Here is a 26,451-nt window from a genome sequence, read left to right on the forward strand (position 1 = left end):
ACACACCCTATGCGGCGCGAGATGATCCCGGCGCCGCCTGCCTGGCGGCAGGTCAGCGCTACCACCCGGGTCACCGCCAGGTAGAGAGATGTTAACGAATTATAAGTCATGTTTCGGCTTGTCGGTCAGTGTCCGCGAGATCGGTCAGCTTCCGCTGTCGCCGCAAGCGTCGCGTCATCGACTGCCAAGGTCGGCCGCTCTGGACCGATCGAGAGACGAAGGGATCGATGATGAAGGTGATCGCCGTCACGCCGGCCGGGCGCCGCAGATATCTTCACTTGCTGGCCAAATATATTCTCAGCGATGACACGGTCGCCGAATGGCATCTCTGGGACAATTGCCGGGATCCTGCCGACCGAACCTACCTCCAGTCCCTGGCTGGCCCCAGGGTCAAGATCGTCTCGCTGCCGAACTCAAACGGCGACAACCGATCGATCAACAAGTTCTATCGCACGATGACCGATCCGGACGCGTTCTACGTCAAGCTCGACGACGACATCTGTTACCTGCCTCAGGGCTTCTTCGGACGTTTTGCAGCGAAAGCCGCGGCAAGCCAAACCAACGCGATCTGGTTCTCGCCGATGGTGATCAACAACGCGATCTGCTCCTGGCTCTTGTCGTTCCACGGGAAGATCTCTTCTTCGATTCCATTGTCATGCCAGGCGGCCTGCACAATCGGCTGGAAAAACCCCGAATTTGCAGTCCATCTCCACCGCGCCTTCCTGACCAGGCTCGAGGCCAACCGGATCAAGGACTTTCACGTCCCCGACGCCACGATGACGATGGGACGGTTCTCGATCAATTGCCTGGGCGTGTTCGGCCGAGACCGGAACGCGCTCGGTGACGCCTTCTGTCCGCTCGATGTCGATGATGAGGAGCACATCTCCGCGTTTCTCCCGATGCTGACAAAGCGGCCCGGGCAAATCATCGGCGACGAGGTCGTCGCTCATTTCAGCTATTACACACAGGAGCGCGAAATGCTGGATACCGATATTCTCGAGAGATACTATCAATTCGAGTCCATGCAGATCCGCCCTTCGCCTCCTCTCGCATCTGCAGATCCCGCCTTTCTGCCCAACTCGGCTCCCGAATTATTTCCGGCGTGACCGTTCCGGGCCGATGAGCCAAGTTTCATCGTCAGCGCGCCCTGGTCGCCATAGAGTCGAGATCACGCACGACGCCACGCGAGGGCGCCGCCCTCACCCGTGATAGGCAAACAACTCGATCGGGTCGCTGAAGCCGCGCACCGGGTATTCGCCGACACGTTCGAGATCGAAATCGTTTGCGACCTGGTCGGCGAACGCGCGGGACAGCAGAACCGTCTTCCCCAGTTGCTTGGTGAAGGTTTCGAGGCGCGAGGCCATGTTGACCGCGGGGCCGATGACGGTGAAATCGAGCCGTGTGCGCGACCCGATATTGCCGTACATGACGTCTCCGACGTGCACGCCGATGCCGAAGTTCAACGGCGCACCACCGCTCTCGCGGCTCTTCTCGTTCAGGGCGGCCATGGCCTGACGCGCTTCGGTCACGGCATGCAGCAGGTTGGCACAGGCCGATGGCTGGCTGAGCGGGAAGATGGCGAGCAGACCGTCGCCCATGAACTTCAGGATTTCCCCGCCGTGCCGGGCAATCGGCTCCGACATCGCGTCGAAATAGTCGTTCAGAAGACCAATGACGTCATCGCGCGGCCAGTTGTCGGAGATCCGGGTGAAATCGCGCAGATCGCAGATCATGATCGCGGCATGAACCGTCGTTCCGCTGCCGCGCCTCGTGGCGCCGGCCAGGATGAGTTCGCCCGCGTGCGTCCCAACGTAGGTTTCGAGCAACGTCCGCGCCATCCGGTTCTTCATCCGGATTTCGCTGACCAGCGACAGGATCGGCATCACGCGCAACAGGTACGCGATATGCGCATCGTCGAAGCCGCCGGGCCGATCCGTCGAGAAGGCCACGGCGTGCCGCTTGCCGAGCGTGTGGTACATCGGCCACGCCACATAATCCGTCAGGCCCTTCGACCGCAACTCGTCATAGACGCCATGCTTGCGGCCAAGTGCGGGATCGCGTTCGAGATTCTCGCGTATCTCGGTGGCGCCGTCCTGGATCTCCGCCACGGGACTGCCGATGTATTCAGACCGCTGCCTGACATCGTAGTCGACCCGCGTGATCGCGGCGTCCTGCGTGCCGTCGGCCCACAGGATCCGGGCGCCGAGCCATTGCGGGTGCTGGATCAGGAGATGAAGCGACGCCCGCTTGATGGGAACATCGGCGCGCTGCAGCCGCACGCACAGCTCGGCAAAAATATTGTCGATGAAGCGCTGCTCGCGAGTCTCGTTCGTCAGCCAGCGCACGACGTCGTTGTCCGGGTCCGTGGCGACGGAATCGATGTTTGGCGGCGCGTTCATACCCTGCTCCTGAGCGGTGACCCGGATCCGGCGGTATGGCCTATGTCGGGCTTCCGCCCGACGACGTCAACACACTCCGTTGCGATTGTGCGCAACAGGTTGCGGGCGGGGTACCGCGTGGCGGCACCCCGGAACGCGGAAGGTTGCGATCGTGACGACCTAGTGACGGGCCTCGCTTTCCTTCGCTTCGAGGCCGCACCAGTCGGCGATGAACAGCGCCAGCGTCTTGGTCACCTTGCGCAGCGATTCCAGATCGACGCATTCATCGAAGGCGTGAGGATTGCGGCAGTACGGCCCGTAGACCAGCGTCGGGCAATCGGCGTAGAGGCCGAAGAAGCGCGCATCCGTGGTGGCCGCGAACGCGTGCTCCTTGAGATCGTCGCCCCAGACCTCGGCATGGCTGCGGCGCAGCGCCGCCTCCTGCGCGTCGGCCCCGACCAGATGATAGCCTTCCGCCATGAAGCCGGGATAGGAGATCTTCGGCGGGTGCGTCGCGAGGAACGGGTTGCGCGCCGACACTTCAGTGATGAACTGCTCGAACTCGGCGCAGGCGTCGGCGGTGGACTGGCCGGGATAGACCGCGACCCGCACCTCGAAGGCACAGGCCGACGGCGCGCTCGATGTCCACTCGCCGCCTTCGATGCGGCCGACGTTGAAGTTGATCGGATGGGGATGGTTCTGGAACGGCGGATAGCCGCTCTTGCGCGCGTTCCAGCGCACCTCGAGTTCGCTCAGCGCCTGGATCAGCTCGATGGCATTGTTGATCGCGCCGGCGCCCTTGCCGAAGTCGCCCGACGCATGACCGGGAGCGCCGGCGACCTCGACCCGGATCCAGATCGGACCGATCTGTCCGCGTAGCAGCTTTGGCTCAAGCGGCTCCGGGATGAAGGCCGCATCGGCGGTGTAGCCGCGCACGACGCAGGCGAGCGCGCCGTTACCGGTGCACTCCTCCTCGACCACCGACTGCACATGCACCGCTGCGGCCGGCTGCAGCCCGAGGCGGTGCAGCGCCTTCAGCGCGAACAGGTTGGCCGTGAGCCCCGACTTCATGTCGCCGGCGCCGCGGCCGTACATCCAGTCGTCCTTGATCACGGGCTCATAGGGACCGTAGGCCCATGATGTCGCGACGCCGGTCGGCACCACGTCGATATGCCCGTTGAGGATCAGCGAGCGTCCGGTCGCTTTCTTCGGGCGATGCGTACCGACCACGTTCCAGGACTTGTCGTAGGAGATCGACACCGGTGAGAAGCCGGGATGATCGCGCATGCTGTCGGCATCGATCACCCATTTATCGATCTCGAGACCGAGCCCGGCCATCGCGTCCGCCATGAACTCCTGGGCCGCCGCCTCCTCGCCGCGCTGCGAGGGAATCCGAACGAGCTGTTGCAGGAACTGCACCTGCTCGTCGAACAGGGCGTCAACCCCGGCAAGAATCTCGGCCGTCCGGGCAGTATCGTTTTTGGCACTCACGGGAGATTATCCTCTCGAATCGTTTTGTCGTTTGATCGCAGCCTGGATCACGCGGGCCCGACCGGCTCGGCGAAATGCAGCGCGGCGCGGAGCAGAACATCGGCGCCGGCACGGCAATCGTCCGGCGCGGTATATTCGGCCTCGTTGTGGCTGAGGCCGTTCGCCGATGGCACGAAGATCATCCCGGCAGGATATTTGCGGGCGATGTGGCAGGCGTCATGCCCCGCACCGCTGAGCATGCGCGAGCTGCGATAACCGAGCGCACCGGCCGCATCGGCCACGACAGCGATGACCTCGGCATCGAACGGCACCGCGGAGGAGTTCGCCACCTCGCGCCAGCTGACCGACACGCCCTGATCCGACGCCATGCGGGCGATGCCGGACAGCACCTCCTGCTCGAGCGCATCCAGCACCGCATTATCGCCGTGACGCAAATCGAGCGTCATCTCGACATCGGCCGCGACCGTGTTCGGCGAACCGGAGCGCGTGTGCAACTGGCCGATCGTGGCGCGGGCACCCGGCTTGCCGCGCGCGGCCGTGTCCGCCATCAGAACGGCGCGTGCTGCCGCCACCATGGCATCCTTGCGGCTCTCCATCGGCGTCGGGCCGGCGTGGGCTTCCTGCCCCTGGAAATTGAAGACGTAGCGGCGGAAGCCGATGCCGCCGGTCACGATGCCGATCTGGCCGCCCTCGTTCTCGAGGATCGGCCCCTGCTCGATATGCAGCTCGAGATAACGGTGAATCGGGAAGCCGACTTCGAGCGGTCCCGCACCGTTCTGCATTCCGGCGAGCAGTTCGCTGATCGACGTCCCCGCGTCATCGGTCAGCGCAAGCGCCTCCGCCAGCGGCAGTGCGCCCGTGAAAGTTTCCGATCCGATCATCGGCCGGATGATCGCGCCTTCCTCGTTGGTCCAGTTGGCGATGACCAGCGGACGCCGCGTCGTCACAGCGGCATCGTTCAGGCAGCGCACCGCCTCCAGCGCAGCCAGCACACCAAGAATGCCGTCGAACCGTCCACCGGTCGGCTGCGTATCGAGGTGGCTGCCGAGCACGACGGGCGCACCGTCCTCGCGTCCCGCACGGCGCGCGAACATGTTGCCGAAGCGGTCGAACACGACATCGAGCCCGGCCTCCACGCACCACGACTTGAACAACGCGCGGGCGGCGTCGTCCTCCGCGGAGAACGCGATCCGGCGACAGCCGCCCTTCGCGGTCGCCCCGATCCTGGCCATCTCCATCAGCGAAGCCCAGAGGCGATCGCCATCGACCCGCAACTCGGACGCGTGCTGGGGCATTTTGTTCGTCTCCTGAACCCTACAGCAAAGCAAGCACGTCGCGCAGCGCAGCGATGAGCGTGTCGGCGTTGTCGCGCGAGAACACCAGCGGCGGACGGATCTTGAGCACGTTGGCGTTCGGCCCCGAGGCACTGATCAGAACACTGCGCTCCCGCAACCCGTTGACAAGGCGCGTCGTCATTGCGGCATCCGGCGTCTTCGCCGCAGGATCGGAGACGATCTCGACGCCGATGAACAGGCCGGCACCGCGCACGTCGCCGACCTGCGGGAAATCGCGGCGGAGTTGCTGCAATCCCCGGCGCATGTAGGTGCCCACATCGGCCGCGTTGGCCTGCAGTCCTTCATCCCTGATGATATCGAGCACGGCCATACCCGCTGCAGCCGCCACGGGATTGCCGCCGAAGGTGTTGAAATAGCGCGCCTGCTCGCCGAACTCCGCCACGACCTCGGGCCGGAGAATGACGCCGGACATCGGATAGCCGTTGCCCATCGGCTTGCCGATCGTGACCATGTCGGGCGCAACGCCATGACGCAGGAAGCCCCACATCGCATCGCCGGTGCGGCCGAAGCCGGGCTGCACTTCGTCGGCGATGAAGAGACCGCCGGCCTCGTGGATGGCATCGACCGCGGGCTTCAGGAAGCCCTTGGGATCGGCCACCACGCCATCGCTGGAAAAGATCGTGTCAACGATCAGCAGCGCCGGCTTGATGCCGTGCCGCTTGAGATCGGCGATCGCGGCCCGGACATCACGCCCGAAACGCTCCGCCATCTCGCCCGGCGCAGTGCGATAGGAATCGGGCGCCGGCACGGCCCGGACGTGACCGCCGAGATGCACGAACTCGCCGAGCGACGGCGAGAATTCGGCAACGGCGCTTGTCAGGCCGTGATAGGCGAGGCTCGTGACGATGATGCCGGTGCCGCCGGTGACGTGACGCGCGATGCGCACGGCGAGATCATTGGCCTCGCTGCCCGTGCAGGCAAACATCACCTGGCTGAGCGCGGCAGGAAATGTCGCCGTCAGCGCCTCGGCATAGGAAATGATGGATTCATGCAAATAGCGCGTATGGGTGTTGAGGATGCCGGTCTGCCGCGTGATCGCCTCGACCACCCTTGGATGGCAATGTCCCATCGAGGCGACGTTGTTGTAGGCGTCGAGATATTTGTTGCCGCCGGCATCGTAGAGCCAGACGCCCTCGCCCTTCACGATATGCAGCGGACGCTCGTAGAACAGCCGATAGGCGGTGCCGAGCACGCGCTGCCGACGCTCGATGAGATTCTGCTCCTCGGGACTGAGCCGCGCAAAGTCCTCGGCGGTGAAGGCGTTGACCATGGCCATGTGCTTAACCCTCGCAATTGGAAGAGACGAACCGCTCGAGATCGGACGCGGACAATCCGGACAGACGCTGCAGGCCTTGCCACGCAGCGTGATGGTTTCGCAGGATGTAGTCCCGGTTGTCGGGCCGGCTCGCCGCCCGCCATTCCGAGATGATGATCGAGATCGCCACTCGTGCCTTGATGAGCACCGGCAGCACGCGGATCTCGTCGACCTCGAGCCGCGTCACCGTTGCGTAGCCGCGCAGGATCGCGCCCGCGAGGTCCTGCCAGCCGTCACTCGCCAGATGATAGGCGAGCGCGACGGCGAGATCGTTGACCCGCGGCGCAAACACCATGTCGCCGAAATCGATGATGCCTGCGATCTCCAGCGGCGACGCCGCATCGATCAGGATGTTGTGGGGATTGAAGTCGTTGTGAATGATCTGATGCGGCAGCGAGCCTGCCGCCTGCGGAATCACGTCCGCAAACGCATCGAGCACGCCACGCACGAGTGGCTGCCGTTCGGCACCGACATGGCTGACGAGATCGGCAAGGTCGAGCGTATGGCTGATGTCCCAGAGCAGCTTGCCGACGGGCGGACGGCCCTTGAAGCCGGCGAGCCCCTGGCCCAGGATCGCGAGCACGCGGCCGAGATTGTGGTTGCGCGCAGTCGATGCCGGCAGGCGATAGAGCTGGTCGCCGTCGAGATAGCTGAGCAGCCGCACCTTCCGGGCCGCACCGTCCGCCACCGGCAGATCGTGGCTGCGCGCACCTTGCAAGGTCGGGATCAGTCGCGGCACCGGAACCTCAGGCGCCGTCGCCTCCAGATGCATCAGCGCGCCGTCCTGAAACGCCAACGACGCCGGATCCTCGACGGGATTTGCGATCTTCAGCACATAGGCATCGCCGGTCGCAGCGGCGAATTTGAAGGTTTCGTCGCGCTCGCTCGACAGCCGGGTCACCGAACCGGACAAACCGTAGATCCGCGCGACCAGATCCTCGACCTCGGCAAGCAGCAGCAGCGTCCAGTGCGACGACAGCGCATCGCCGGCCGAAGCGCGAGAATAGCTCCCGGTGGCCACATCATTCATTCCGGCATCCGACTTGAGTTAGCTACGCTGTGATACGCGCTCGCGACAGCCATTTCGAGGGGGCCGCCGCGAGCACTTCTTGGTGGCCTAGCCGTTGGCGGCGTAGGCGGAACGGTTCGCCCGGCCGAGCGCAACGTCAGTGGCCGGGGCTTCATCCTCGACCGGCAGGAACCAGATCGACAGGAAGGCACCGCCCGCGATCAGCGCGAACAACGCGGCCAGCGGGCCCCACTGAACGCCGTAGGCGTGGGCGAGCCAGACACCGACCAGCGGCGTGGTGCCGCCGAAGATCGCGCCGCAGAGCTGGAAGCTCAGCGAGATGCCGGTGTAGCGCATGCGCACCGGAAATGCCCGCGGCAGGAAGGAGGCGATCACCGCGTAGTAGGCGCCGATCAGGAACGTCGCGACCAGGATGCCGATCGCAATGTTCGCGACGCTGCCCGTCACCACCAGCATCATCATCGGTGCCGACCAGAGGCAGGCCGCTCCCGTCGTCAGCAGCAGCAGGCGCCGCTCGCCGATCTTGGTGGCGATGTACGAACCGACCGGGAACGAGGCGAGCTCGACGATGCCGACCCAGGAGATGATGTCGAGGATCTGGCTGCGCTGGATGTTCAGATAGGTCGTCGTGTAGCTGATCATCAGCGTGGTGATGAAATAGAATCCGGCGATGCCGAGCAGGCTGAGACCGATGCCGAGCACGACTGCCTTCTTCTTGGTCTTCAGCACCTCGCGGACCGGAACGACGTCGTGCGACGGCGCCTTGTTGAGCTGCGCGATCATCTCGGGGCTTTCATTCACGCCGGCACGGATGATGAAGGCCACGATGACCAGCACGCCGCTGAGGATGAACGGAATGCGCCAGCCCCACGACTGGAAGTCCTGCTGCGGCAGCGCGGACACCGAGCGGAATGCGAGCGTCGCCAGGATGAGGCCGATCGGGCTGCCGTACTGCGGCGCGGAGGCGAGGAACGTGCGCCATTTTTCCGGCGCATGCTCGGTGGCAATCAGCACCGCGCCACCCCACTCGCCGCCGACGGCGATGCCCTGGACGAGACGCAGCAGCACGAGCATGACCGCGGCCATGATGCCGACGGAATGGAAGCTCGGCAGGATACCGATCAGCGTAGTCGCGATGCCCATCACGGCGAGCGTGATGATCAGGCTCTTCTTGCGGCCGACCTTGTCACCGAGATGCCCGAAGATCAGCGCGCCGAACGGCCGGGCCACGAAGCCGACAGCGAAGGTCGCGAGCGATGCCAGCACGCCCATGAAGGGATCGTTGGTGGCGAAGAACACATCGCCGAACACGAGGGCCGCGGCGGTCCCGTAGATGTAGAAGTCGTACCACTCGATGGCGGTCCCGAGAAACGCGGCCAGTGCCGCCCTGATCGGCTGTCGCTCAACCATACCCTTGTTCCTTCTCCCCTGTTGATGCGCGGGCTTTGAATGTGTGATCTCCGGCAGTTCCTTCGTATTCATTTGATGCATGATGCGTCAAGACCATTTTGATGCATCAAATATCAGCATGCTGGTTATCAAACAGGCGGGCTGATATAGCTTGGTAGGCGTTGAATCGTGACCGGGACGGGTCGTCGCGGGATAGGGAACCCCTTGTGAAAGATATGTTTTTACAAGTCGATCGCAGCAGCCTGTACGAGACGGTGTACTCGCAGATCGCCCTTGCCCTGATCGAGGGGCAGCTGCAGCCGGACGATAAGGTGCGGATCCGGGCCCTGGCCGATCAGCTCGGCGTCAGCGTCACACCGGTACGGGACGCCCTGCTCCGCCTGGTCCAGGAGCGCGCGCTCGAGATGCGCGGGCTGAAGGACATCCGCGTTCCCCGAATGCATGTCGAGCAGTTGCAGGAAGTCCGGATGATCCGGCTACGCCTGGAAGGTCTCGCCGCCCAGCTCGCCGCCACGCGCATCGACCGCACCTCGGAGGTGCTGCTGACGCGCATCCTCGAGGAGAACGAAGAGGCGCGGACCAAGGGCGACACGGTGACGGCGATCAAGCTCAACCGTCTGTTTCACTCCAAGATCGCCGAGATCGCGGGCCTCCCCGTGCTGCACGACATGATCGAGAACATGTGGCTGCGGATGGGCCCGCTGATCGCAGCGGTTTATGTCTCCGGCGGACGCGCGATGATCTCGTATCACCACGACATCCTCGCCGCGCTCAAGAAGCGCGACCCCGCCGCCGCGGAAGCCGCCATTCAGGCGGATATCAATGCAACGGCGGAAATCCTGCTGCAGTCGGGGCTTCTGTTGTCGAATGGCGCGGCGACAAGCNAAGCCACACCGGATTGAAGGCGCTGGCTTGACGCCGAGCGCCGCAAGCGCAGTCTTTCTTGAAGACACGACGGCCGGATCGAGAACTGACAGCACAGGGAGGTGCGTTGTGAGCAACCAGGGCGCGGGCAAGCCGCCGGTGAAGTCGCAAGAGGATCTTCGCGCGCACTTCGGGCAAGTGAGCGCGCTTGCGGAGAAAAAGGTCCTCAATCATCTCGACAGGTTCTGCCGTGACTTCATCGCGCTATCGCCGTTCCTCGTCGTCGCCACCAGCGATGGCAATGGCCACGCCGACGCCAGTCCGCGCGGCGACGCGCCGGGCTTCGTCTCCGTCATCGACGACAAGACACTGCTGATCCCGGACCGGCGCGGCAACAATCGCGTAGATACATTCGGCAACATTCTGGCCTCGCCCGGCATCGGCCTGGTCTTCCTTGTGCCCGGCATCAACGAGACGCTGCGCGTCAACGGAAAAGCGGAAATATCACAGGAGCCGGACCTGCTGACGCCGCTGACGGTGCAGAACGTCACGCCGATCATCGGCCTGAAGGTCCATGTCGAGGAAGCCTACTTCCATTGCGGCAAGGCGCTGATGCGCTCGAAGCTGTGGAATCCCGCCGTGCAGGTTGAACGCCACAGCTTCCCGACGCTGGGCCGGATCATCGCCGAGCAGACCGCCACCATCGGGGTCGAGACCGCCGAAAAGGCAATGGAAGAGGCCTATCGCACGCGGCTCTACTGACACCGGATTCGACTGACGCCGGGCTCTGCTGACAGTGTCCAGATGGACGACTAGCGTCGCCGCGGCTGCGACGGACTTACCGCAACCACGGGATGCATCCGTGTTTTCACGGGCTTAGCCCCTTTTGCCCTACCGCAGAGGGCTTTCGCGGATGAGTTGCTCTGGGCCAATGCCACCCAACCACTTATCCGCTGGACTTCTGCAACATGTTGGAAGACCTTAAGCTTGGTGGCGGGAAGCGATCATGGACGTCGTGGAATGGCTGCGAGGCCTGGGTCTTGAGCAGTATGAGACCGCGTTTCGCGAGGCGGAAGTCGGACTCGACGTTCTGCCTGATCTTACCGACGCCGACCTCGTGGAATTGGGCGTATCGCTCGGCAACCGCAAGCGTCTGCTGAAGGCCATCGCAGCCCTCCGCGAAGCACCGGCTTCGGACGAGGCCGAACGCCGTCAATTAACGGTGATGTTCTGCGATCTGGTGGGCTCGACCCAGATTTCGGCGCGGCTCGACCCGGAAGACATGCGCGACGTGATCCGCGCCTATCAGGATGCCTGTTCGGGTGCGGTCGCCCGTTATGACGGTTTCGTTGCGCGGTTCATGGGCGACGGCATCCTCGCCTATTTCGGCTTCCCGCGGGCGCATGAGGACGAAGCCGAGCGGGCGATCCGGTCGGGCCTCGACATCGTCGACGCCGTCGCAAACCTGGAGACCGCGGCGCGACACAAGCTCGCCGTCCGGGTCGGGATCGCCACCGGCATCGTCGTGGTCGGCGATCTGATCGGACCGGGCCCTGCGCAAGAACGGGACGTCGTTGGCGAGACGCCGAATCTGGCGGCGCGGTTGCAGGCGCTGGCGGCCCCGGGCAGCGTCGTGATCGCAGAGTCCACCATGCGGCTGGTCGGGCGGACCTTCGATCTGCAGCCGCTCGGCGTACATGCGCTCAAAGGTTTCGAAACGCCGGTCCGGGTCTGGTCGGTCCTGCGCGATGCGCGCACCAGCACCCGCTTCGAGGCATCCAGATCGCAGGGGCTTTCGCCCATGGTCAACCGCGAGCAGGAAACGGCACTGCTGCGGGACCGCTGGAGGCGCTCGCGGAACGGCGAAGGACAGATCGTGCTCGTCTCGGGTGAGGCGGGAATTGGCAAGTCGCGCATTGTGGCCACCCTTGCGGACCACGTCGCCGCATCGCCGCACATCGCGATCAGCTTCCAATGCTCGCCGCATCACGTGAATGATGCACTCTACCCGATCCTGAGCGAGATCGGGCGAACCGCGGGATTCCTCAACGACGAATCGCCGTCGACAAAGCTCGACAAGCTCGAGGCGATGATCGCGCGTTATGGACTGAAGGCGCATGAATTCGCGCCGGTTCTCGCCGGCGCGCTATCGATCCCGACTGTCGGACGCTATCCGCCGCTCGACCTGACCGCGGCTGAACAGAAGGAACGGACGATTGTTGCGCTAGTCGTGCTCTTCACAGCCAGAACGCAACACGCCCCCGCGCTCGCACTGCTCGAAGACGCGCATTGGATCGATCCGACGTCGCTGGTCGTGCTGGGACGCTTCTTCGAAGCGATGCCGACGCTGAGCGTACTCATGGTGATTACCGCCCGTCCGGAATTCAACCCGCCATGGGAAAGCGCACCGAACCTGTCGGTCGTACAGCTCCCGCCGTTGCCTCGCGAAGAAACCACGATGATGGTCCAGGGCGTGGCCGGCGGAAAGGCTCTGCCGGCCAAAATTCTGGACGAGATTATCGTCAAGACCGACGGTGTGCCGCTTTTCGTCGAAGAACTGACGAGAACCGTGATGGAATCGGGCCTGCTTCGTGAGGAGAGCGAGTCCTATCAGCTGGTTTCGGCGCGGACACCGATCGCGATCCCCTCGACGTTGCAGGACTCGCTGCTGGCGCGGCTGGACCGGCTGAATTCGGTGAAGGACATCGCCCAGATCGGTGCGGCGATCGGGCGTGAATTTTCGCACCGCCTGCTCGAAGAAGTCTCCTCCGTGCGCGGTCCGGCCCTCACGGACGCGCTCGACAAGCTGATCGACGCAAACATCATTCATTGCAGCGGGGATCCGCCCGAGGCCAACTACACCTTCAAGCACGCGCTGCTGCGGGATTCCGCCTATCAGCTCATGATCCGGGCACGCCGCCGCGACGTGCATCGCAACATCGTCAGGGTCCTCGAGACGCGATTTCCGCAGATCGTCGAAACGCAGCCCGACATCGCGGCCATGCATCACGAGCACGGCGGCAACGCCGCCCGCGCGGCCGAGTATTATCGGCTCGCCGGCGGACGCGCCGTAGCGCGTTCGGCCAATGTCGAAGCCCTCGCTTATTTGAACGACGGATTGCGCGTCGTCGAGTCCCTACCGGAAGGCACCGAGCGCGACCGTCTCGAGTTGCAGATCCAGTTGCAGCGCGCAGGCGCCCTGCGCAGCACCAAGGGCTATTCGGCGCCGGAAACCGGCGACGCCCTCCGGCGCGCCCATGCGCTCAGCCAAAGCGTCGGTGAGCCGGCGCAGCTGCTGCTGACGCTCGCCGGCCTCTATGCCTACCATCTCGTCCGGTCCGAGACGATGCGCGCCGGCGAGATCGCCGAGGAATTGCTGACCTTTGCGCGACAACAGGGCGACACCAACTATATCATGATCGGGCTGCGCAGCATGGGGTGCGTGCAGTTTCAGCTTGGACATCAACCTGCCGCGCTCGATCATTTCGAGCAGTCGCTCTCACTCTACGATCCCGTCGCGCACGGTCCGCTCGCCGCGGCCTTCGGACTGGATCACAAGGAGGTCGCGGCCTCGTTCCGCTCGACCACGCTCTGGTTGCTCGGCAAGCCTGTTCAGGCGGAGGCCTCCCAACAAGAAACTCTGTCGCACGCCGAGGCTCTGAAGCATTTGCCGAGCATCTGCCAGGCGCTGATCTACAGCGCTTTGCTTCGCGTGCTCTCGCGCGACCGGCCCGGCGTGATCGAATCGGCGACCCAGGGGCAGCACCTCGCCCGGCGTCTGTCCTTCGACTTGATGGAGCGCGGCGCGAGCTTCTTTCTCGCCGCGGCGCGGCGCGGCGAGGTTCCGCCCGAGCAATTGCTTCCGCAGATGCTGAATGCCGCCGACCTGTGGTGGGCGACCGGCGCGCGCCAGTATCAGGGCTACGTGCTGACCCTCATCGCGGAGACCTATCTCGATGCCGGCCAGCCCAATGAGGGATTGTCGGTCGTCGCGCAGGCCAAGGAACTGCTCGAGGCCACCGACGAGCGCTGGGCCGAGGCCGAACTCTATCGCGTCGAAGGCATGCTGCTGCTTGCGCTTCCCGAGCGCCGGATCGCCGAGGGCGAGGCATGCCTGCGCAAGGCGATCGCGGTCGCACGCAATCACGCGGCGCTGTCATGGGAGCTGCGCGCCTCGGTGGATTTGGCCCGCCTGCTGGGCGAGCTCGGGCGTGGCGCGGAAGGCAAGGCAATGGTGGACGCGGTTTATCGCCGTTTCGACGAAGGGTTCGACAGCGTCGATCTTGCCGCCGCGCGCACCATCCTGGCGCCGCACGCGTCCATCGCCTGAGACCAATCAGTCATTCCGCTGATACAAGGATCCTGCGCCCGACCAGCCACGACACCATGCGCTGCCCGCGCTCGCGGGTCGTGACCCGCGCCAACTCCCGCCCCAGCTCGTCCAGGCTATTGCTGCTCGCAACTCGCTCCAGCAACGTCTCGACAGCGACCCCGTCGAGATAGGCGAACGGTCGTCCAAGCGCCGGATGATGCAGGCCCTTGCGCAGCATGATGTGATCGCGCTCGATGATCGGAACATCAGCGATGCGGACCTCGCCCGACAGGCGCGCCTTTCCGGCGAATGCTCGCAGCTGCGCCATCGGCATCGACGCGCTCGAAACATCCAGTTTGGCGGCCCGCTCACACCAGAACGCCGTTGACGTTGTGCTCGCGACCGCCGCGTAGTGACGCGCAGATGCCGCCCGGTGGCGCGCAACGGTGTCCGCTTGGGCGTCTCGATAGAACGCCATCGCGGCTGAGGCATGCTCCGGTCGCGTCAGGATGGTGTGGACGACGACCGCGGCCTGAAGGCCGGAGTTCATCGCCGCCTGCACGCCCTGCGACGACAGCGGATCGAGCGAGAAGCTCGCCTCCCCCACCTTGACCGACGTTTCGGTCACGCACGCGTTGGTTTGATGCGGCGTGGCGTCGTGCAGCCGAACTCCACCCTCCAGCGCGCCCCGTAGACAATCCTGCAATAGCCGGGACTCCGATAGCCTGTTCCGGTAGTCGGCCTCGATGTCGGGCCGACGGCGGCCCCGGCATTGGTCGGCATCGACGAAGATCATGGCGCAAAAGGCGCCGTCGGGTCGTGGCGCGCCCCAATACCAGCAGTCTTGTCCCGCCTCGATGCGGTTGTGACCGGGAACCAGCGGCGTATCCCGCCAATGCCCTGACAATGCGACCGTCATCGGCCCCAGCAGCGGCTCGGTCCTGCGGATGTTGGAGTAGCGCCCCGCCGCATCGACGAGGAACCGCGCCTCGATTAACGACGCGCCCTCGCCACTCTCGACGGGAACAACCCATCCGCCAGAGCGCACGCGCGGCGCCTTGGCTCTCGCCGGCTGAAGGACACGCACGCCGGCCTTCCTCGCCGTATCGAGCAGGAGCGCGTCGAACCGTCCGCGATCGACCATCAAGCCGAAACGGCCGGGCGGCAGCGATACGTCTTCGTCCGCGCCACCAGCCCATCGCAGGATGGATTTCTCGACCCGCGCGAAGCCGGCTGCCGCAACCTCGTCGCGGACCTCGAGAAGGTCGAGGATGGTCCAGATCGACGGCGCCATCGCCTCGCCAATGCGCGGGCGCGGAAACGCGCTCCGCTCGATCAGGACGACATCATGCCCGAGCCGCGCCAGCCGCGTCGCGAAGGCAGAGCCGGCCGGTCCACCGCCGATCACGCAAACCTCGGCTGTCGTGACGGGGGTCATGACAACGCCGGGGCCTCGAACACAACCTCAGCCGGCGATCCGCCGAAATAATCCGGCGATCCGCCGAAATAATCAGGACGGAGAACGGACAGCCTCACATAGGCCTGCAGGCAATAGTCCAGCCATCCCCTGATGAAATCGCAAGCCGGCCGTCCGCGGGCGATCACCTCGTGATGACAACCACCGCCGCAGAGATAGCGCGCCCAGCAGGAACGGCACGGCTCTTGCCGATCGACCAGACGTTCCTCGAGCCATTGCCGCTGGCGCGCCCGGTCGACGCCCGTCTCGACATGGCCCATCGCGCCGGCCGCATCATCGACGAAGCGATGACACGCGAACATATCGCCATCCGCCGATACGCCAAAATACCCCGCGCCCGCGCCGCAGGGATACGGGCGATGCGTCCCGCGATGGATCTCGCGCATCGCGCTGTGCATGTTGGCGAAGGGATAGCGCTGCCTCTGCGCCATACGACGCTCGAATTCGCGCCCGCAGGCAATCATCTGCGCGAGCAAGATCTGGAAGTCGGACGCGCGAAGCTCGCTCTTGCCGGTGGGCGAACGCAGCACGGGCGAGAATCCGACGCTGGTGAATCCCAATTCGGCGAATCCGTCCAGCGTTTCGCGCAGATCGAGATTGTCCGGAGTCACGGTGACGCGCGCGGAGATCTGCATGCGACGCTGCATGGCGAGCAGCGGCAGCACATTCTCGATCGCCCGCTCATAGCTGCCGCGCCCGTTCTTGAACGGCCGCAGCCGATCGTGGACCGCGCCGACGCCGTCGAGGCTGACGGTCACAGCGAATCCGTGCCGCTCGAAAAATTCGCCGTCATCCGACCGCAGCAAGGTGCCGTTGGTGGTGATCGAGAATTTAGCGTTGGCGCCCTTCGCGCGTCCCAGCTCCACGGCGAGCTCGGTGGCATCGCGGAGGAGTTCGCGCGCCGCCAGCGGCTCGCCGCCCAGGAACGAGATATGGAGCGTGTCTCCTCGCTCTGCGTCCGCGAACAGCCGGCGCACCGAGGTCTCGGCCGTGCGCCATGCCATTTCCTTGGCCTTGCCGCCGAAGCTTCCCTCCTGGGCATAACAGTAGGTGCAGCCGAGATTGCAGGCCTGCGCGACCGCAAGCGACAGCGATCGCAGCGGTGGATCGCGTGGGGCCTCCATCGCGGATGCAAGCGGACGCGACAATCCGATTACTTCGCGCACGGCATCGGGACCTAGTCCTGCCGCTCGCGCCAGCTCGTCCCTGGTCTGCTCGTCCAGCGCGAAGACCTGGGATGCGTCCGCCAACAGCGCGTGCGGCCCGAACTCTGTATCGAACAGATGGACGTCAGGCGACGCCTCGAAGGAACTGGCGGCGATCATTTTTGGGGCCAGAATGGAATGCCGATGCCGTCGGCCGCGAGCTTCTCGCCGACCTGCAGCAGCTCGTTCATCTTCAGGCGGGCGGCGTTCACCAGCGGCGCGCCCTCCGCCATGCCGCCATGCGCATAGTCGGTATAGCCTTGGCCGAGGTCACGCAGGATCTCCTGGTAGATCGCCAGCGCTGCGGCCGCCTGCTCGGGCGTCCCGATTTCAACGCGCCGCAGATACGGCAAGGCCGGATCGGCGCCCTGATAGGCCTTGAGCGCAGTCTCCACCTCGCGGAAGCGGCTGTAGTGATCGACGCCGTCGCTGTCGATCCGCTCCGCGAGCTCGATCGCATGAGCCGGATAGATCGGCGACCGCAGGGTCGCGATCACCCGCGAATAGGCACCGTCGAGGAAACCGCTCGGACGTTCGATGTTGATGAACGCGTCCAGCGTCTCAGGCGTCAAGCGGCGCAAGGCGCTGTCGCGCCAGCCGCCCTTGCCGTCAGGCAATTGTGGCGCCGGATGCAACACAGGTTCATAGGAAGGCGTAAGGCCGGCATTGTGCAGCATCCACAGGAGCTCGTTGACCCAACGCAGGTGCTGCATTTCGCAAGTGGCGATGATCATCAGGCCGCCACGGATGAAAGTGACATCCTCTTTCATCGTGCGCCAATGCGATCCTGCGGCCTCCTCGGGCGAGAGCAGCGAGAACCGCGCATAGAGATATTCGAGCGCGAGCGTCATCTCCATCGGACCGAGCTTCTCGCGCAGCTCGCGCGCGAGTTCGGCAGGGTTTGCGTACGGATTGGCATGCCGTTCACGCAAGGGGACATAGACCGAGTCGATTTCGTGATCGTGCAGAACGACGTTCAGGTTTTGCCATTCGTGATTGATCTGGAAGTGATCGAACTGGTAGGGGCGGTTCTTGGCGATGGTGTTGGCGGCCTCCGCCGATATGTCGCGCGACCGCTCCGCACGAAGCCAGTCGACCCTCAGATTGCCGAGCAGCGGATTGGCTGCCTGATCGTTCGGCAGGATCGGCTCGCCGGGCTCGAGTTCCTGGAACACCGCGTCGGGATGATTGGAGGCCCAGTACATGCAGGCGCAATCGCGAAAATCGTGCTGCCAGGGCGAGCACAGGCTCTGCAGCAATTCGCCCGGCAGATAGGCGTTATTGATCACACCCGTGACCGGATCGGTGAAGTGCCGCCGCCAGCCCTCGAAAACGACTTCGGCGCCATCAGGAGCGCCGCGCCGCTTCAACCCGATCTTCAGCGCGCCCGGCGCGAGCCCACGCAGCAATCGCCAAACGTAGAGGCCGTCGAGCGGATAATCCGGATTGTCGGGGTTGTGCAGGCGCATCGACAGGCGCTTGCCGCCCTGCTCGACCCATTCGAGATACCAGTCGGTGTGGGCGCCGAGCGTGCCGGCGTTCAACTCGATGTCGAGCAGCAGGCGCCTTGCGTCGGCATTGTCCGCCTGCAGTTCAGGGTCGAACAGATAGTCGACATATCTGAGCCACGCGCCGTAACGCTGGGGCTCGTCATAAGGCGCGCCGTTGTCGTCGCGGCCGACGAATTCGAAGACCAGGCCCGGGAAGAACCGCCGATCGAAATTGCGCACGTCGACCTCGAGGCCGGGATAGCAATTGCCGACGGCGTCCTCGAGACGCGTCACGGTCGGGTTGCCCGGCACCTGATAGGCGGCGCGGGCGGTGAGATTGCGCGGAAAGATCTTTCCCGATCGATTGTCCATGGCTGTTGTCCTCACGCCTTCGGCGGCTGGCCCGGCGCGGCGTTGGCCGCCGCCTGCTCCGCCAGCAAATCGATGAACCGCATCAGCGTGTCGTAGTCACGCCAGGTCAGCGAGAGCGCATTCTCGTCGGAGTCGCGCATGAAGGGTGGCATGCGCATGTCATGCAGGCCGTCGCGCGAGACGCGGGAATCGCGGAAGCTTGGATTGGGAACCTTGCCCGGCGCTTCCTCGAACTGGGAGAAGCGGCCGTAGGGCGGCCGGATCAGCCGTCCGACATGATCCTTGCGGGTGCGCAGGAAGTCCCGCAACGTAATCAGATCCGTCAGCGGGGCATGCGCCGCCATGGCGACGGCGGAATAAGGCAATGGCAGGTACGGCACGCCGTCGCTCTGCTGCGCGACCTTGTCGGAATCCAGCAAAATCGGCGTGAGGTCGACATAGGGCTCGTCGTCCTTGGTCATCATCCGCTTGTCGATCTGCGGCAACCCCGGATAATTCGGCGGCGGCGGATCGTTGATATTGCTCTGGATCGCCTTGTAGCGGACGGCGTCGAGATTCATCAGGCCCGCGGTCTCGAAGACGCGCGCGAACAGATCGGCGATCTCGGCGCCGGTCTGTTCGATCGTTGCCTCGGACACGTCGACCGGCGGCAACTCCCGGTCCGCGAGATCGCCCGCGAGCGACGAGAAGGGCCTCCGGTCCGGGGCGTAGTCCGGCACGCCGGACAGCACTCTGGCGGTGGCCGTGAAGCGCGTACCGGCGACGATGAGTTGCGCCGAGATGGTGCCGTCGCAGGTGTCGTCGACCACGCCCCAGGACTGCCAGTTGCCGACATCGGCGCCATCGTAGGAATCGCAGGGCTGCGGATCGGTCTGCCCGGCCGCATTCATGATGTAGGTCGACCACGGCGTGTTGGGATTGAGGATGCGGTTGCGGTCCGGCACGATCTCGTGGATGGCACCGGGCAGAATCGCCGCCGCGATGATGTCGCCGGGTTGCCCCGGCGACGACGGGCCCGCAATCGCATTGGGCGGCCCGTAGACCTCACCCCGCGCCGGCGTAAAGCGGACGCGGATCTGCGACAGGTCGATGCCCATCGCGGTTGCCGGTGCGGGCTTGATGACCTGAAAGGCGCCGAGCGGTATCGGACGATCCGGGTAGACCAGCGGCTCCTGCCCCGGCGTGTGTGGGCTGATGGCGAGCAACGGCTTGCGCTCATGGTCGGTGCCGCCGACCTCGAGGCGCGCGATATAGGAGCACGCCGGCGATCCGGTGCGCCGCTGCGCCTTGCAATTGGCGACCGTCACATTGAACTGCAGATTGTCGACCGAGGCCCCCAACTCCTCAAGCCTGGCGGGTGTCGCCTTTTCCTCCCGGATCTCGCCGTCATGCGACGACTGGATTCGCAGCCACAGCTCGAAGAAGGGTGCCGCGGGTCGCAACTGGTCGCCATCCTTGAACCTGATGACATTGGGAAGGTACGGCCGCAGCGATCCGTCAGCGCCGACGTCCAGCGAGACGGCCGGCTTGATGATGGTTTGATGAGCGCCGTGCGTCGAGACGTCGGTATCCCACTCGAACGCCTCCAGCGGATTGTCGCTGCCGCCAACCCGCGCAATCGCGACCGGGGGCAGGAAGTACACCTCGACGACACGGTCCATCCACCCCTCCCCAACAATATCGAAACTAATCGCCGGTCGAATAGGCTTCGCGCACGATCGGTCCCGGCGTGGGCGGCACCAGAGGCGGCTTGCGCCCTCCGCCCTTCAGCGCGACGGCCTGCTGGTAGTGGAAGACGTCATGCGGGTCGTATTTGTTCTTGATCGCCACCAGCGACGAGTAGTAGTCGCCCCAATATGCCTTGGCGAAGTCCTTCTGCTCACGGCGCGGGTAGTTCTGATAGGAGTGCCCGTTGCAATAGGGCGCGTACAACTTCATGAAATCGTCGAGGAACTGTTCGTAGGGGCCCTTCTCCTCCGGCGTGCGCCAGAACAGGCCGTAGAACGTGTTCATCATGACATCGCGGTGAACAAATGCGTTCTCGCCCTTGCGCACGCGGTTGATCTGGCCGCCATAGGGCTCGATCACGAACCAGCCCCACGGGCATGGCGATTGCGCGAAGCGGTTCATGATCTTCTGCCAGTCCTTGAGGCTCAAGGGCCGCGAGACATAGGCGCTCTGCTTGTCCTCCATCACCGAGTTCGGCACGTCGGGGATCGGGAACGGCTTGTCGACGATATAGCGGTTCACCGCCAGATAGGTGTCGAACATATCGACCTGCAGCTGGACGCCCTTGGTCGCCAGCAGCGAGGCGAGCGCGGCCATCCCCTCGTCGCGGGTGCCATGATAGGTGCCGCGCATCAGCATGACATTTTTCCCCTGCTGGGCGGTGACGATCACCATGTAACCAAGCTGGTCCGCGGCGCCCTTGGTCATGTAGTTCTTCTGCAGCTCGACGAGCGCTGCGGGCGCATGCTCGATGGGCCACAGCAGGCCAAAGCCCCAGATCTTCCAGAGGTCGTGCAACTGGTAGGTCGCCTGCAGCACGACACCGAAATTGTTGCCGGTCCCGCCCCGGATGGCCCAGAACAAATCCTTGTTCACGGTTTCACTGGCCAGCACGATGCTTCCGTCCGCGAGCATGACGGTCGCGTCGATCAGATTGTCACAATTCATGCCGTACTCGCGGGAGGTGAAACCGTAGCCGCCGCCCTGCATGTAGCCGGCGATCGCCACGTCCTCGCAGGCGCCGCCCGGCATGTGCAGCCGGTAGCCGTTGAGCACTGCATTGATATGCCCGAACGTGGCGCCGGCGCCGATCACCGCGCGCTTCGCCACCGCATCGACGACGACGTAATTCATGCGGCTCAGATCGATCACCATATCGCAGATGACGGAATATCCCGCCGTGCTGTGACCTCCCGAACGTGTGATCGCCCAGAATTTGTGGCGCTCCGCAAACTTCAGGCAATGCCTGACATCCTCGAACACCTCGCAATAGACGATGAGTTGCGGAAGGACCTGAAATTCCTGGCTAAAGACCTGCCGCGCGGCGTGATAATTGGGGTCGGTCGGCAGCACCACGGAGCCCTCAATCTGGGATTGAAGGTGGGCAATCGCCTCTGACGAAGGAATAGCCGATGGCAGGGAATGGGCTACGCGGAGGCCAGCGACTCTCGCCTCGCGGTGCCGAAGCTTCGCACTCTTCCACATGTCGCCACCTAACCGACGATGTTGTCGTCGGGACGCTCAGCTCGCCATCCGGTCGGTGAGGCTATTCCTGGGAACCGGGGAGACCCATTGAGGAAAAACGTCGCTACGATCGCAACTATACCGGAGGTTGTCATGGGCTTAAATCACCGTCTCTGAAATATGCGACATCCAATGCCCGATCAGGCCATAAGTCAATCCGCTCGCGGTTCTCGGACCGTCTAAATATTCGCGACACAATCGTCCGACACCGAAGGCAGGTCGCGCGACCGACGAACGTTCGGACTGCGCCGTCATCTGGATCGGTCGCGCTTCCCCGGATCGCCGTTACCCGACATCGTCTGCGCGGCGCCGCCAACGCCGCGGCGAAAGGCTTCGTCGAAGGTGACGCCGCGCAACTGCCACGTGTAGGGCTTGCCCTGCCAGTCGATCTGCCATTGCGTGACCCATCCGAGATCCTTGTCATCCCAGACCAGCCGTCCGACCAGGGCCGCCTCGCCACCCTGCGACGCAACAATGGACGTCAATTTCGCTGACGGCGCCTTGAGGAGTTCGGCTGCGGTGAGGTTCGCGGCAGCGAGGGAAGCCGCGCTCGGCAGGACGACGCGCATCCCGCGCTTGTCGGCCGCGGCCGCGAGCGCGTCGCGCTGCAGGTCCGACTGCGTGCCATCGGCGGTGACGATGTAGTCCTTGGCGCCCTGCTGCATTTCGACGAAGACGCCGAGCACCGGCCGCTGCGATCGCCACGGCTTGAGGCCGAGCGCGCCTAGGATGCCATCGATCTTCTTGTCGTCAAAGGTGACGGTCAGATCGTAGGGTCGGTCGCGGGTGCCCTGCTCGTCGTGATGCGGCTTGCCGGCGTACTGGTCGTGATAGCTGAAATCGCTGACGAACTCCTTGGCCTTCGACTTGTATGCGGCGAGCCGCTTGTCGCTCGCGAGCCCCGGCTGGCCGGAGACCTTGATCAGCACGTCTTCGAGGCATGCGCCAAAGCCGATGATGCGGTTCGGCTCGCCCTGGCCGGTGACGACGGTCTGCGCGCGGTAGAGATCGTCGGCGGTGGCCGCGAGCGCGCCGCCGCGACAGATCAGGGCCACCACGATGACCACCCAGGCCATACCGCGCATGAGGATACCGGTCGAATTCCTCGTCTCAAGCAAGGCAGTCATGATCGCCTCCCGCTCCGCGCTTGGTCCGCGCAGATTGACTGCATTTTCGCCGCGGCGCCAACAGGTTCCGACATGGGCACCATGCGATGCATCGCGCCGCACACTATGGCCACGCGCCGCCGGACTGACATATGATTGAAACATACGCGGCGATGCTGAGCGCGCCCGCGACTTGCAGGAGGCGTCCCCTTGAAGAGCTACGAATTGCAAGGTCCGGGTGGAGTGGATGCGCTTGCGCTGGTCGACAAGCCGGTTCCGCAGGCAGGCCCCGGTGAGGTTCTGGTCCGGTTGAAGGCGGCGACGCTGAACTATCGCGACCTGCTGACCGTCAAGGGCGGCTACGGCTCGCGCCAGAAATTTCCGCTGGTGCCGGTGTCGGACGGCGCTGGCGTCGTCGAGGCGGTGGGAGCCGGAGTGAAGAATTTTGCGCCCGGCCACCGTGTCATCGGCAGTTTCTTCGAGGACTGGGTTGGCGGCGAGCCGAGCGAGACGCGGATGCGCGCAGCGCTCGGCGGCAGCGTCGACGGCGTGCTGACCGAGTATCGGGTGTTCCCGGCTCATGCGCTAGTGCGCACGCCCGACCATCTCAACGACGTCGAGGCTGCGGCGCTGCCATGCGCGGGCCTCACGGCCTGGAGCGCCGTGGTCAAGCTCGGCGATCTCAGGCCCGGGCAGACGGTGCTGACGCAGGGCACTGGCGGCGTTTCGCTGTTCGCGCTGCAATTCGCCAAGATGTGCGGCGCCCGCGTCATCGCGACCTCCTCCAGCGACACCAAGATCGCGCGGCTGAAGCAGCTCGGCGCCGACGTCACGCTGAACTACAAGACCACGCCCGACTGGGGCAAGAAGGCGCGCGAACTGACCGTGCGCGGCGTCGATCTGGTCGTTGAGGTCGGCGGCGTCGGCACGCTGAATGAGTCGATCCGCGCCACCAGGATCGGCGGCACCATCGCCTTCATCGGTGTGCTCGCCGGTCCGCCAACAACCGACACGCGGCTGCCGCTGATGGTGATGCAGCAACAGCGGCTGCAGGGCGTCACGGTCGGCTCGGTCGAGGACCTGCAGGCGCTCTGCGACGGCATCAGCCTGCACGGTGTCAAGCCCGTGATCGACAAGGTCTTCGCGTTCGACCAGGTCAAGGATGCGTTCGCGCACATGGCGAGCGGCGCGCATTTCGGCAAAGTCGCCATTGCCATCGGGTAGCGCGCCCGACATCGAGGCCTAGCGCCCCGTGAACTGCGCCTTGCGCTTCTCGACGAAAGCCTTGCGGCCTTCCTGCGCATCGGCGCTTTCGCGGATCACCATCTGCAGCTCGATCTCGCGGCGGAACTGATCGGCGTAGCCGGCGTGCTCACTCTCCTCGAGCAATTGCCGTGTGGCGATCAGCGCCCGGGTCGGTCCGTCAGCGAGACGCCGCGCCAGTGCCTTCGCCTCGTCGAGAAGTCTCGCGTCGTCCACCACCTCGCGCACCAATCCCCACTCCTTCGCCCGCTCGGCCGNCGTTCAGCAGCATCAGGTCGAGCGCGCGCTGGCGCCCGACCAGCCGCGGCAAGAGCCAGGTCGAGCCGAGATCGGGCACCAGGCCGATCCGGCTGAACACCTGGATGAAGCTCGCCGATCGGCTTGCAAGAATGATGTCTCCCGACATCGCAAGGCTGAAGCCGCCGCCCGCCGCAACGCCGTTGACCGCGACGACGACCGGCACGCGGCATTCGCGCAACGCCTGCAACGCCGGCCAATAATGTCTCATGACGCCGACATAGATGTTGTCGCCGAGCGACTGGAACGCCTTGAGGTTCTGCCCCGAGCAGAAACCGCGCCCCTCTCCCGTCAGCACCAGCGCGCGGATGCCGGCATCGGCAGTCATCTCGCCGATCGCCGTCGCGAGATCGCCGAGCAAGTCCGGCGTCATCGCGTTCAGGCTGGCGGGATCGTTGAGCGTCAGAATGCCGACATTGCCGTCCCGTTCACGTTTCACGCCAGTCATTTTCCTCTCCCCGGAATAGCTAGTTATTGCACTCGCTCCGCCTTGCTTGCATGCTACGCCAACCTCACCCACCCGCAACAAGAACAGCGAAAACAGCGCCATGTCCGATCAGTTCTCCAACTCGCAAGTGATCCGCAAACCCGCCGTGACCTCCAAGGGCGGTATCGTCGCCGCGCAGTCACGCAGAGCGGCGGAGGTGGGCGCGGAGGTATTGGCAGCGGGCGGCGATTGCGTCGATGCGGTCATTGCAACCACCTTCGCGCTCGGCGTGCTGGAACCATGGATGAGCGGCGCCGGCGGCGGCGGCGCGATGGTGCTCTATCGCGCCCGCGAGAACCGCACCGAGGTGATCGACTACGGCATGCGCGCGCCCGACAGCCTGCGCATCGAGGACTATCCGCTGACCGGCTCGGGAGCAGCCTCCGACCTCTTCCCCTGGGCGCGCGTCAAGGACGACCGCAACCTGCATGGCCCCGGATCGATCGCGGTGCCCGGCGTCGTCGCAGGCATGGAGGAAGCGCATCGCCGTCACGCCAGGATGCCGTGGAAGGAGTTGCTGGCGCCGAGCGTGAAGCTCGCCGGCGAAGGCCTGCTGGTCGATTGGTGGACCACCGCGATGATCGCGAGCTCCACCGCCGATCTCCGCCGCTACCCCGCCAGCACCGCCGCCTATCTGCACGACGGCCTGCCGCCGAGCGCAGCCTGGGGCATCAAGTCGGTCGTGCGCATGCCGCAGGATAGCCTGAAGGCGACGATGGCGCAGCTTGCCGCGGCCGGCCCGCGCGATTTCTACGAGGGCGATCTCGCGCGCAGCATCGCCGACGACATCCAGGCTGCCGGCGGCGCGTTGTCGGTGCGCGATCTCGGCGCCTTCCGTGCCCATCTGCGCGAGCCGCTCGCGATCCCCTATCGCGGCGGCACGGTCTATGCGACGCCGGAATTGACCGCTGGGCCGACCATGGCGCGCACGCTCGGCCTGATGCAGAAGGCGTTGGAGCCCGCGCGCGGCGGTCCGGATGCTGCGGCGTACACGGCCTATGCGGAAGCGTTGCAGGCCGCCTACCGCGAGCGGCTCAAGGACATGGGCGACGTCGACGGCCGCCGCTCGCTCGGTGCCGAGGCGATCGCGCCGTCCTGCACCACGCATTTCGCCGCGGTCGACCGCGACGGCAACATGGCGGCGGTGACGCAGACGCTGCTGTCGACCTTCGGCTCGAAATTCGTGACGCCGAGCACCGGGCTCACCATGAACAACGGCATCATGTGGTTCGATCCGACGCCGGGCAATCCCAACTCGCTCGCCGGCGGCAAGCGCTGCCTGACCAACTACACGCCGGTGATCGCGCAGGCCGCCGACGGACGTCGTCTCGCTGCCGGCGCGTCGGG

Annotated in this window: 18 protein-coding genes and 2 pseudogenes; 6 read left to right on the forward strand and 14 right to left on the reverse strand. The window is 64.9% G+C overall.

Annotation, left to right across the window (positions count from 1 at the left end; genetic code table 11):
• Positions 1-230 precede the first annotated feature (230 nt).
• Complete coding sequence (locus tag AS156_RS07480; protein WP_136626075.1) at positions 231-1,106, forward strand: hypothetical protein; 876 nt, start codon at positions 231-233, stop codon at positions 1,104-1,106.
• A gap of 93 nt (positions 1,107-1,199) precedes the next feature.
• On the opposite strand, the gene AS156_RS07485 is transcribed toward AS156_RS07480, so the two are convergent.
• From AS156_RS07485 to AS156_RS07510, 6 genes and pseudogenes are all read right to left on the reverse strand, one after another.
• Positions 1,200-2,399 carry an adenylate/guanylate cyclase domain-containing protein gene (locus AS156_RS07485; protein WP_066502062.1) on the reverse strand — a complete coding sequence of 400 codons (1,200 nt, stop codon included), beginning with the start codon at positions 2,397-2,399 and terminating at the stop codon, positions 1,200-1,202.
• Positions 2,400-2,558: 159 nt separating this feature from the next.
• Positions 2,559-3,869, reverse strand: a complete 1,311-nt coding sequence (locus AS156_RS07490) for an ArgE/DapE family deacylase (RefSeq protein WP_066502064.1) — start codon at positions 3,867-3,869, stop codon at positions 2,559-2,561.
• Between the two features lie 47 nt (positions 3,870-3,916).
• Positions 3,917-5,164 (reverse strand): Zn-dependent hydrolase, encoded by a 1,248-nt coding sequence (locus tag AS156_RS07495; RefSeq protein WP_066502075.1) that lies wholly within the window; start codon positions 5,162-5,164, stop codon positions 3,917-3,919.
• A gap of 19 nt (positions 5,165-5,183) precedes the next feature.
• Complete coding sequence (locus tag AS156_RS07500) at positions 5,184-6,500, reverse strand: aspartate aminotransferase family protein (protein WP_066502078.1); 1,317 nt, start codon at positions 6,498-6,500, stop codon at positions 5,184-5,186.
• A 4-nt stretch (positions 6,501-6,504) separates the two neighbouring features.
• The gene (locus tag AS156_RS07505) at positions 6,505-7,569 is read right to left on the reverse strand and encodes a phosphotransferase (protein WP_066502081.1); all 1,065 of its coding nucleotides are present in this window, start codon (positions 7,567-7,569) and stop codon (positions 6,505-6,507) included.
• Positions 7,570-7,917: 348 nt separating this feature from the next.
• Positions 7,918-9,060, reverse strand: a pseudogene (locus tag AS156_RS07510) (MFS transporter); the annotation flags it as partial.
• Positions 9,061-9,194: 134 nt separating this feature from the next.
• Here AS156_RS07510 and AS156_RS07515 point away from each other — a divergent pair.
• From AS156_RS07515 to AS156_RS07525, 3 genes are all read left to right on the forward strand, one after another.
• Positions 9,195-9,863: GntR family transcriptional regulator (locus tag AS156_RS07515; RefSeq protein WP_210184211.1), on the forward strand; the 669-nt coding region annotated here is incomplete at its 3' end.
• Between the two features lie 109 nt (positions 9,864-9,972).
• Positions 9,973-10,605 carry a pyridoxamine 5'-phosphate oxidase family protein gene (locus tag AS156_RS07520; RefSeq protein WP_066502090.1) on the forward strand — a complete coding sequence of 211 codons (633 nt, stop codon included), beginning with the start codon at positions 9,973-9,975 and terminating at the stop codon, positions 10,603-10,605.
• A 244-nt stretch (positions 10,606-10,849) separates the two neighbouring features.
• Positions 10,850-14,173, forward strand: coding sequence for an adenylate/guanylate cyclase domain-containing protein (locus AS156_RS07525; RefSeq protein ID WP_082747377.1), 3,324 nt, complete (start codon positions 10,850-10,852; stop codon positions 14,171-14,173).
• A 10-nt stretch (positions 14,174-14,183) separates the two neighbouring features.
• Here AS156_RS07525 and qhpG read toward each other — a convergent pair whose 3' ends face one another.
• The 6 genes from qhpG to AS156_RS07555 all read right to left on the reverse strand — a co-directional run bounded on the left by qhpG (position 14,184) and on the right by AS156_RS07555 (position 23,078).
• Entirely contained in the window at positions 14,184-15,593 is a 1,410-nt protein-coding gene (qhpG, locus tag AS156_RS07530; protein WP_066502099.1) for a flavin-dependent monooxygenase QhpG, read from the reverse strand.
• Entirely contained in the window at positions 15,590-16,957 is a 1,368-nt protein-coding gene (locus AS156_RS07535; RefSeq protein WP_066502101.1) for a radical SAM/SPASM domain-containing protein, read from the reverse strand. Before AS156_RS07535 ends, qhpG begins: the two co-directional genes overlap by 4 nt.
• Positions 16,954-18,699: a ferritin-like domain-containing protein gene (locus tag AS156_RS07540; RefSeq protein ID WP_066502103.1), complete on the reverse strand. Its 1,746-nt coding sequence runs from the start codon at positions 18,697-18,699 to the stop codon at positions 16,954-16,956. The genes AS156_RS07535 and AS156_RS07540 overlap by 4 nt, the downstream gene beginning before the upstream one ends.
• A gap of 11 nt (positions 18,700-18,710) precedes the next feature.
• Positions 18,711-20,360, reverse strand: coding sequence for a hypothetical protein (locus AS156_RS07545; RefSeq protein WP_066502108.1), 1,650 nt, complete (start codon positions 20,358-20,360; stop codon positions 18,711-18,713).
• A gap of 25 nt (positions 20,361-20,385) precedes the next feature.
• Positions 20,386-21,783 (reverse strand): FAD-binding oxidoreductase, encoded by a 1,398-nt coding sequence (locus tag AS156_RS07550; protein WP_066502111.1) that lies wholly within the window; start codon positions 21,781-21,783, stop codon positions 20,386-20,388.
• Positions 21,784-22,202: 419 nt separating this feature from the next.
• Complete coding sequence (locus tag AS156_RS07555; RefSeq protein ID WP_066502226.1) at positions 22,203-23,078, reverse strand: DUF2066 domain-containing protein; 876 nt, start codon at positions 23,076-23,078, stop codon at positions 22,203-22,205.
• Positions 23,079-23,267: 189 nt separating this feature from the next.
• On the opposite strand from AS156_RS07555, the gene AS156_RS07560 reads away from it, so the two are divergent.
• Entirely contained in the window at positions 23,268-24,281 is a 1,014-nt protein-coding gene (locus AS156_RS07560; RefSeq protein ID WP_066502113.1) for a zinc-dependent alcohol dehydrogenase family protein, read from the forward strand.
• Between the two features lie 18 nt (positions 24,282-24,299).
• Here the strand turns inward: AS156_RS07560 and AS156_RS44050 are convergent, their stop codons facing one another.
• Together AS156_RS44050 and AS156_RS44055 are read right to left on the reverse strand one after the other, a co-directional pair.
• A complete protein-coding gene (locus AS156_RS44050) occupies positions 24,300-24,548 on the reverse strand; it encodes an enoyl-CoA hydratase-related protein (RefSeq protein ID WP_347336616.1) in 249 nt (82 codons plus the stop codon).
• Between the two features lie 30 nt (positions 24,549-24,578).
• Positions 24,579-25,167 (reverse strand): annotated as a pseudogene (locus tag AS156_RS44055) (enoyl-CoA hydratase-related protein); the annotation flags it as partial.
• Between AS156_RS44055 and AS156_RS07570 the strand changes: the two are divergent.
• Positions 25,166-26,451, forward strand: a 1,286-nt coding sequence (locus AS156_RS07570) for a gamma-glutamyltransferase (protein WP_245312594.1), incomplete at its 3' end; no start/stop codon positions are given. The pseudogene AS156_RS44055 and the gene AS156_RS07570 overlap by 2 nt on opposite strands.

The sequence above is a fragment of the Bradyrhizobium macuxiense genome (assembly GCF_001542415.1).
GTDB lineage: Bacteria > Pseudomonadota > Alphaproteobacteria > Rhizobiales > Xanthobacteraceae > Bradyrhizobium > Bradyrhizobium macuxiense.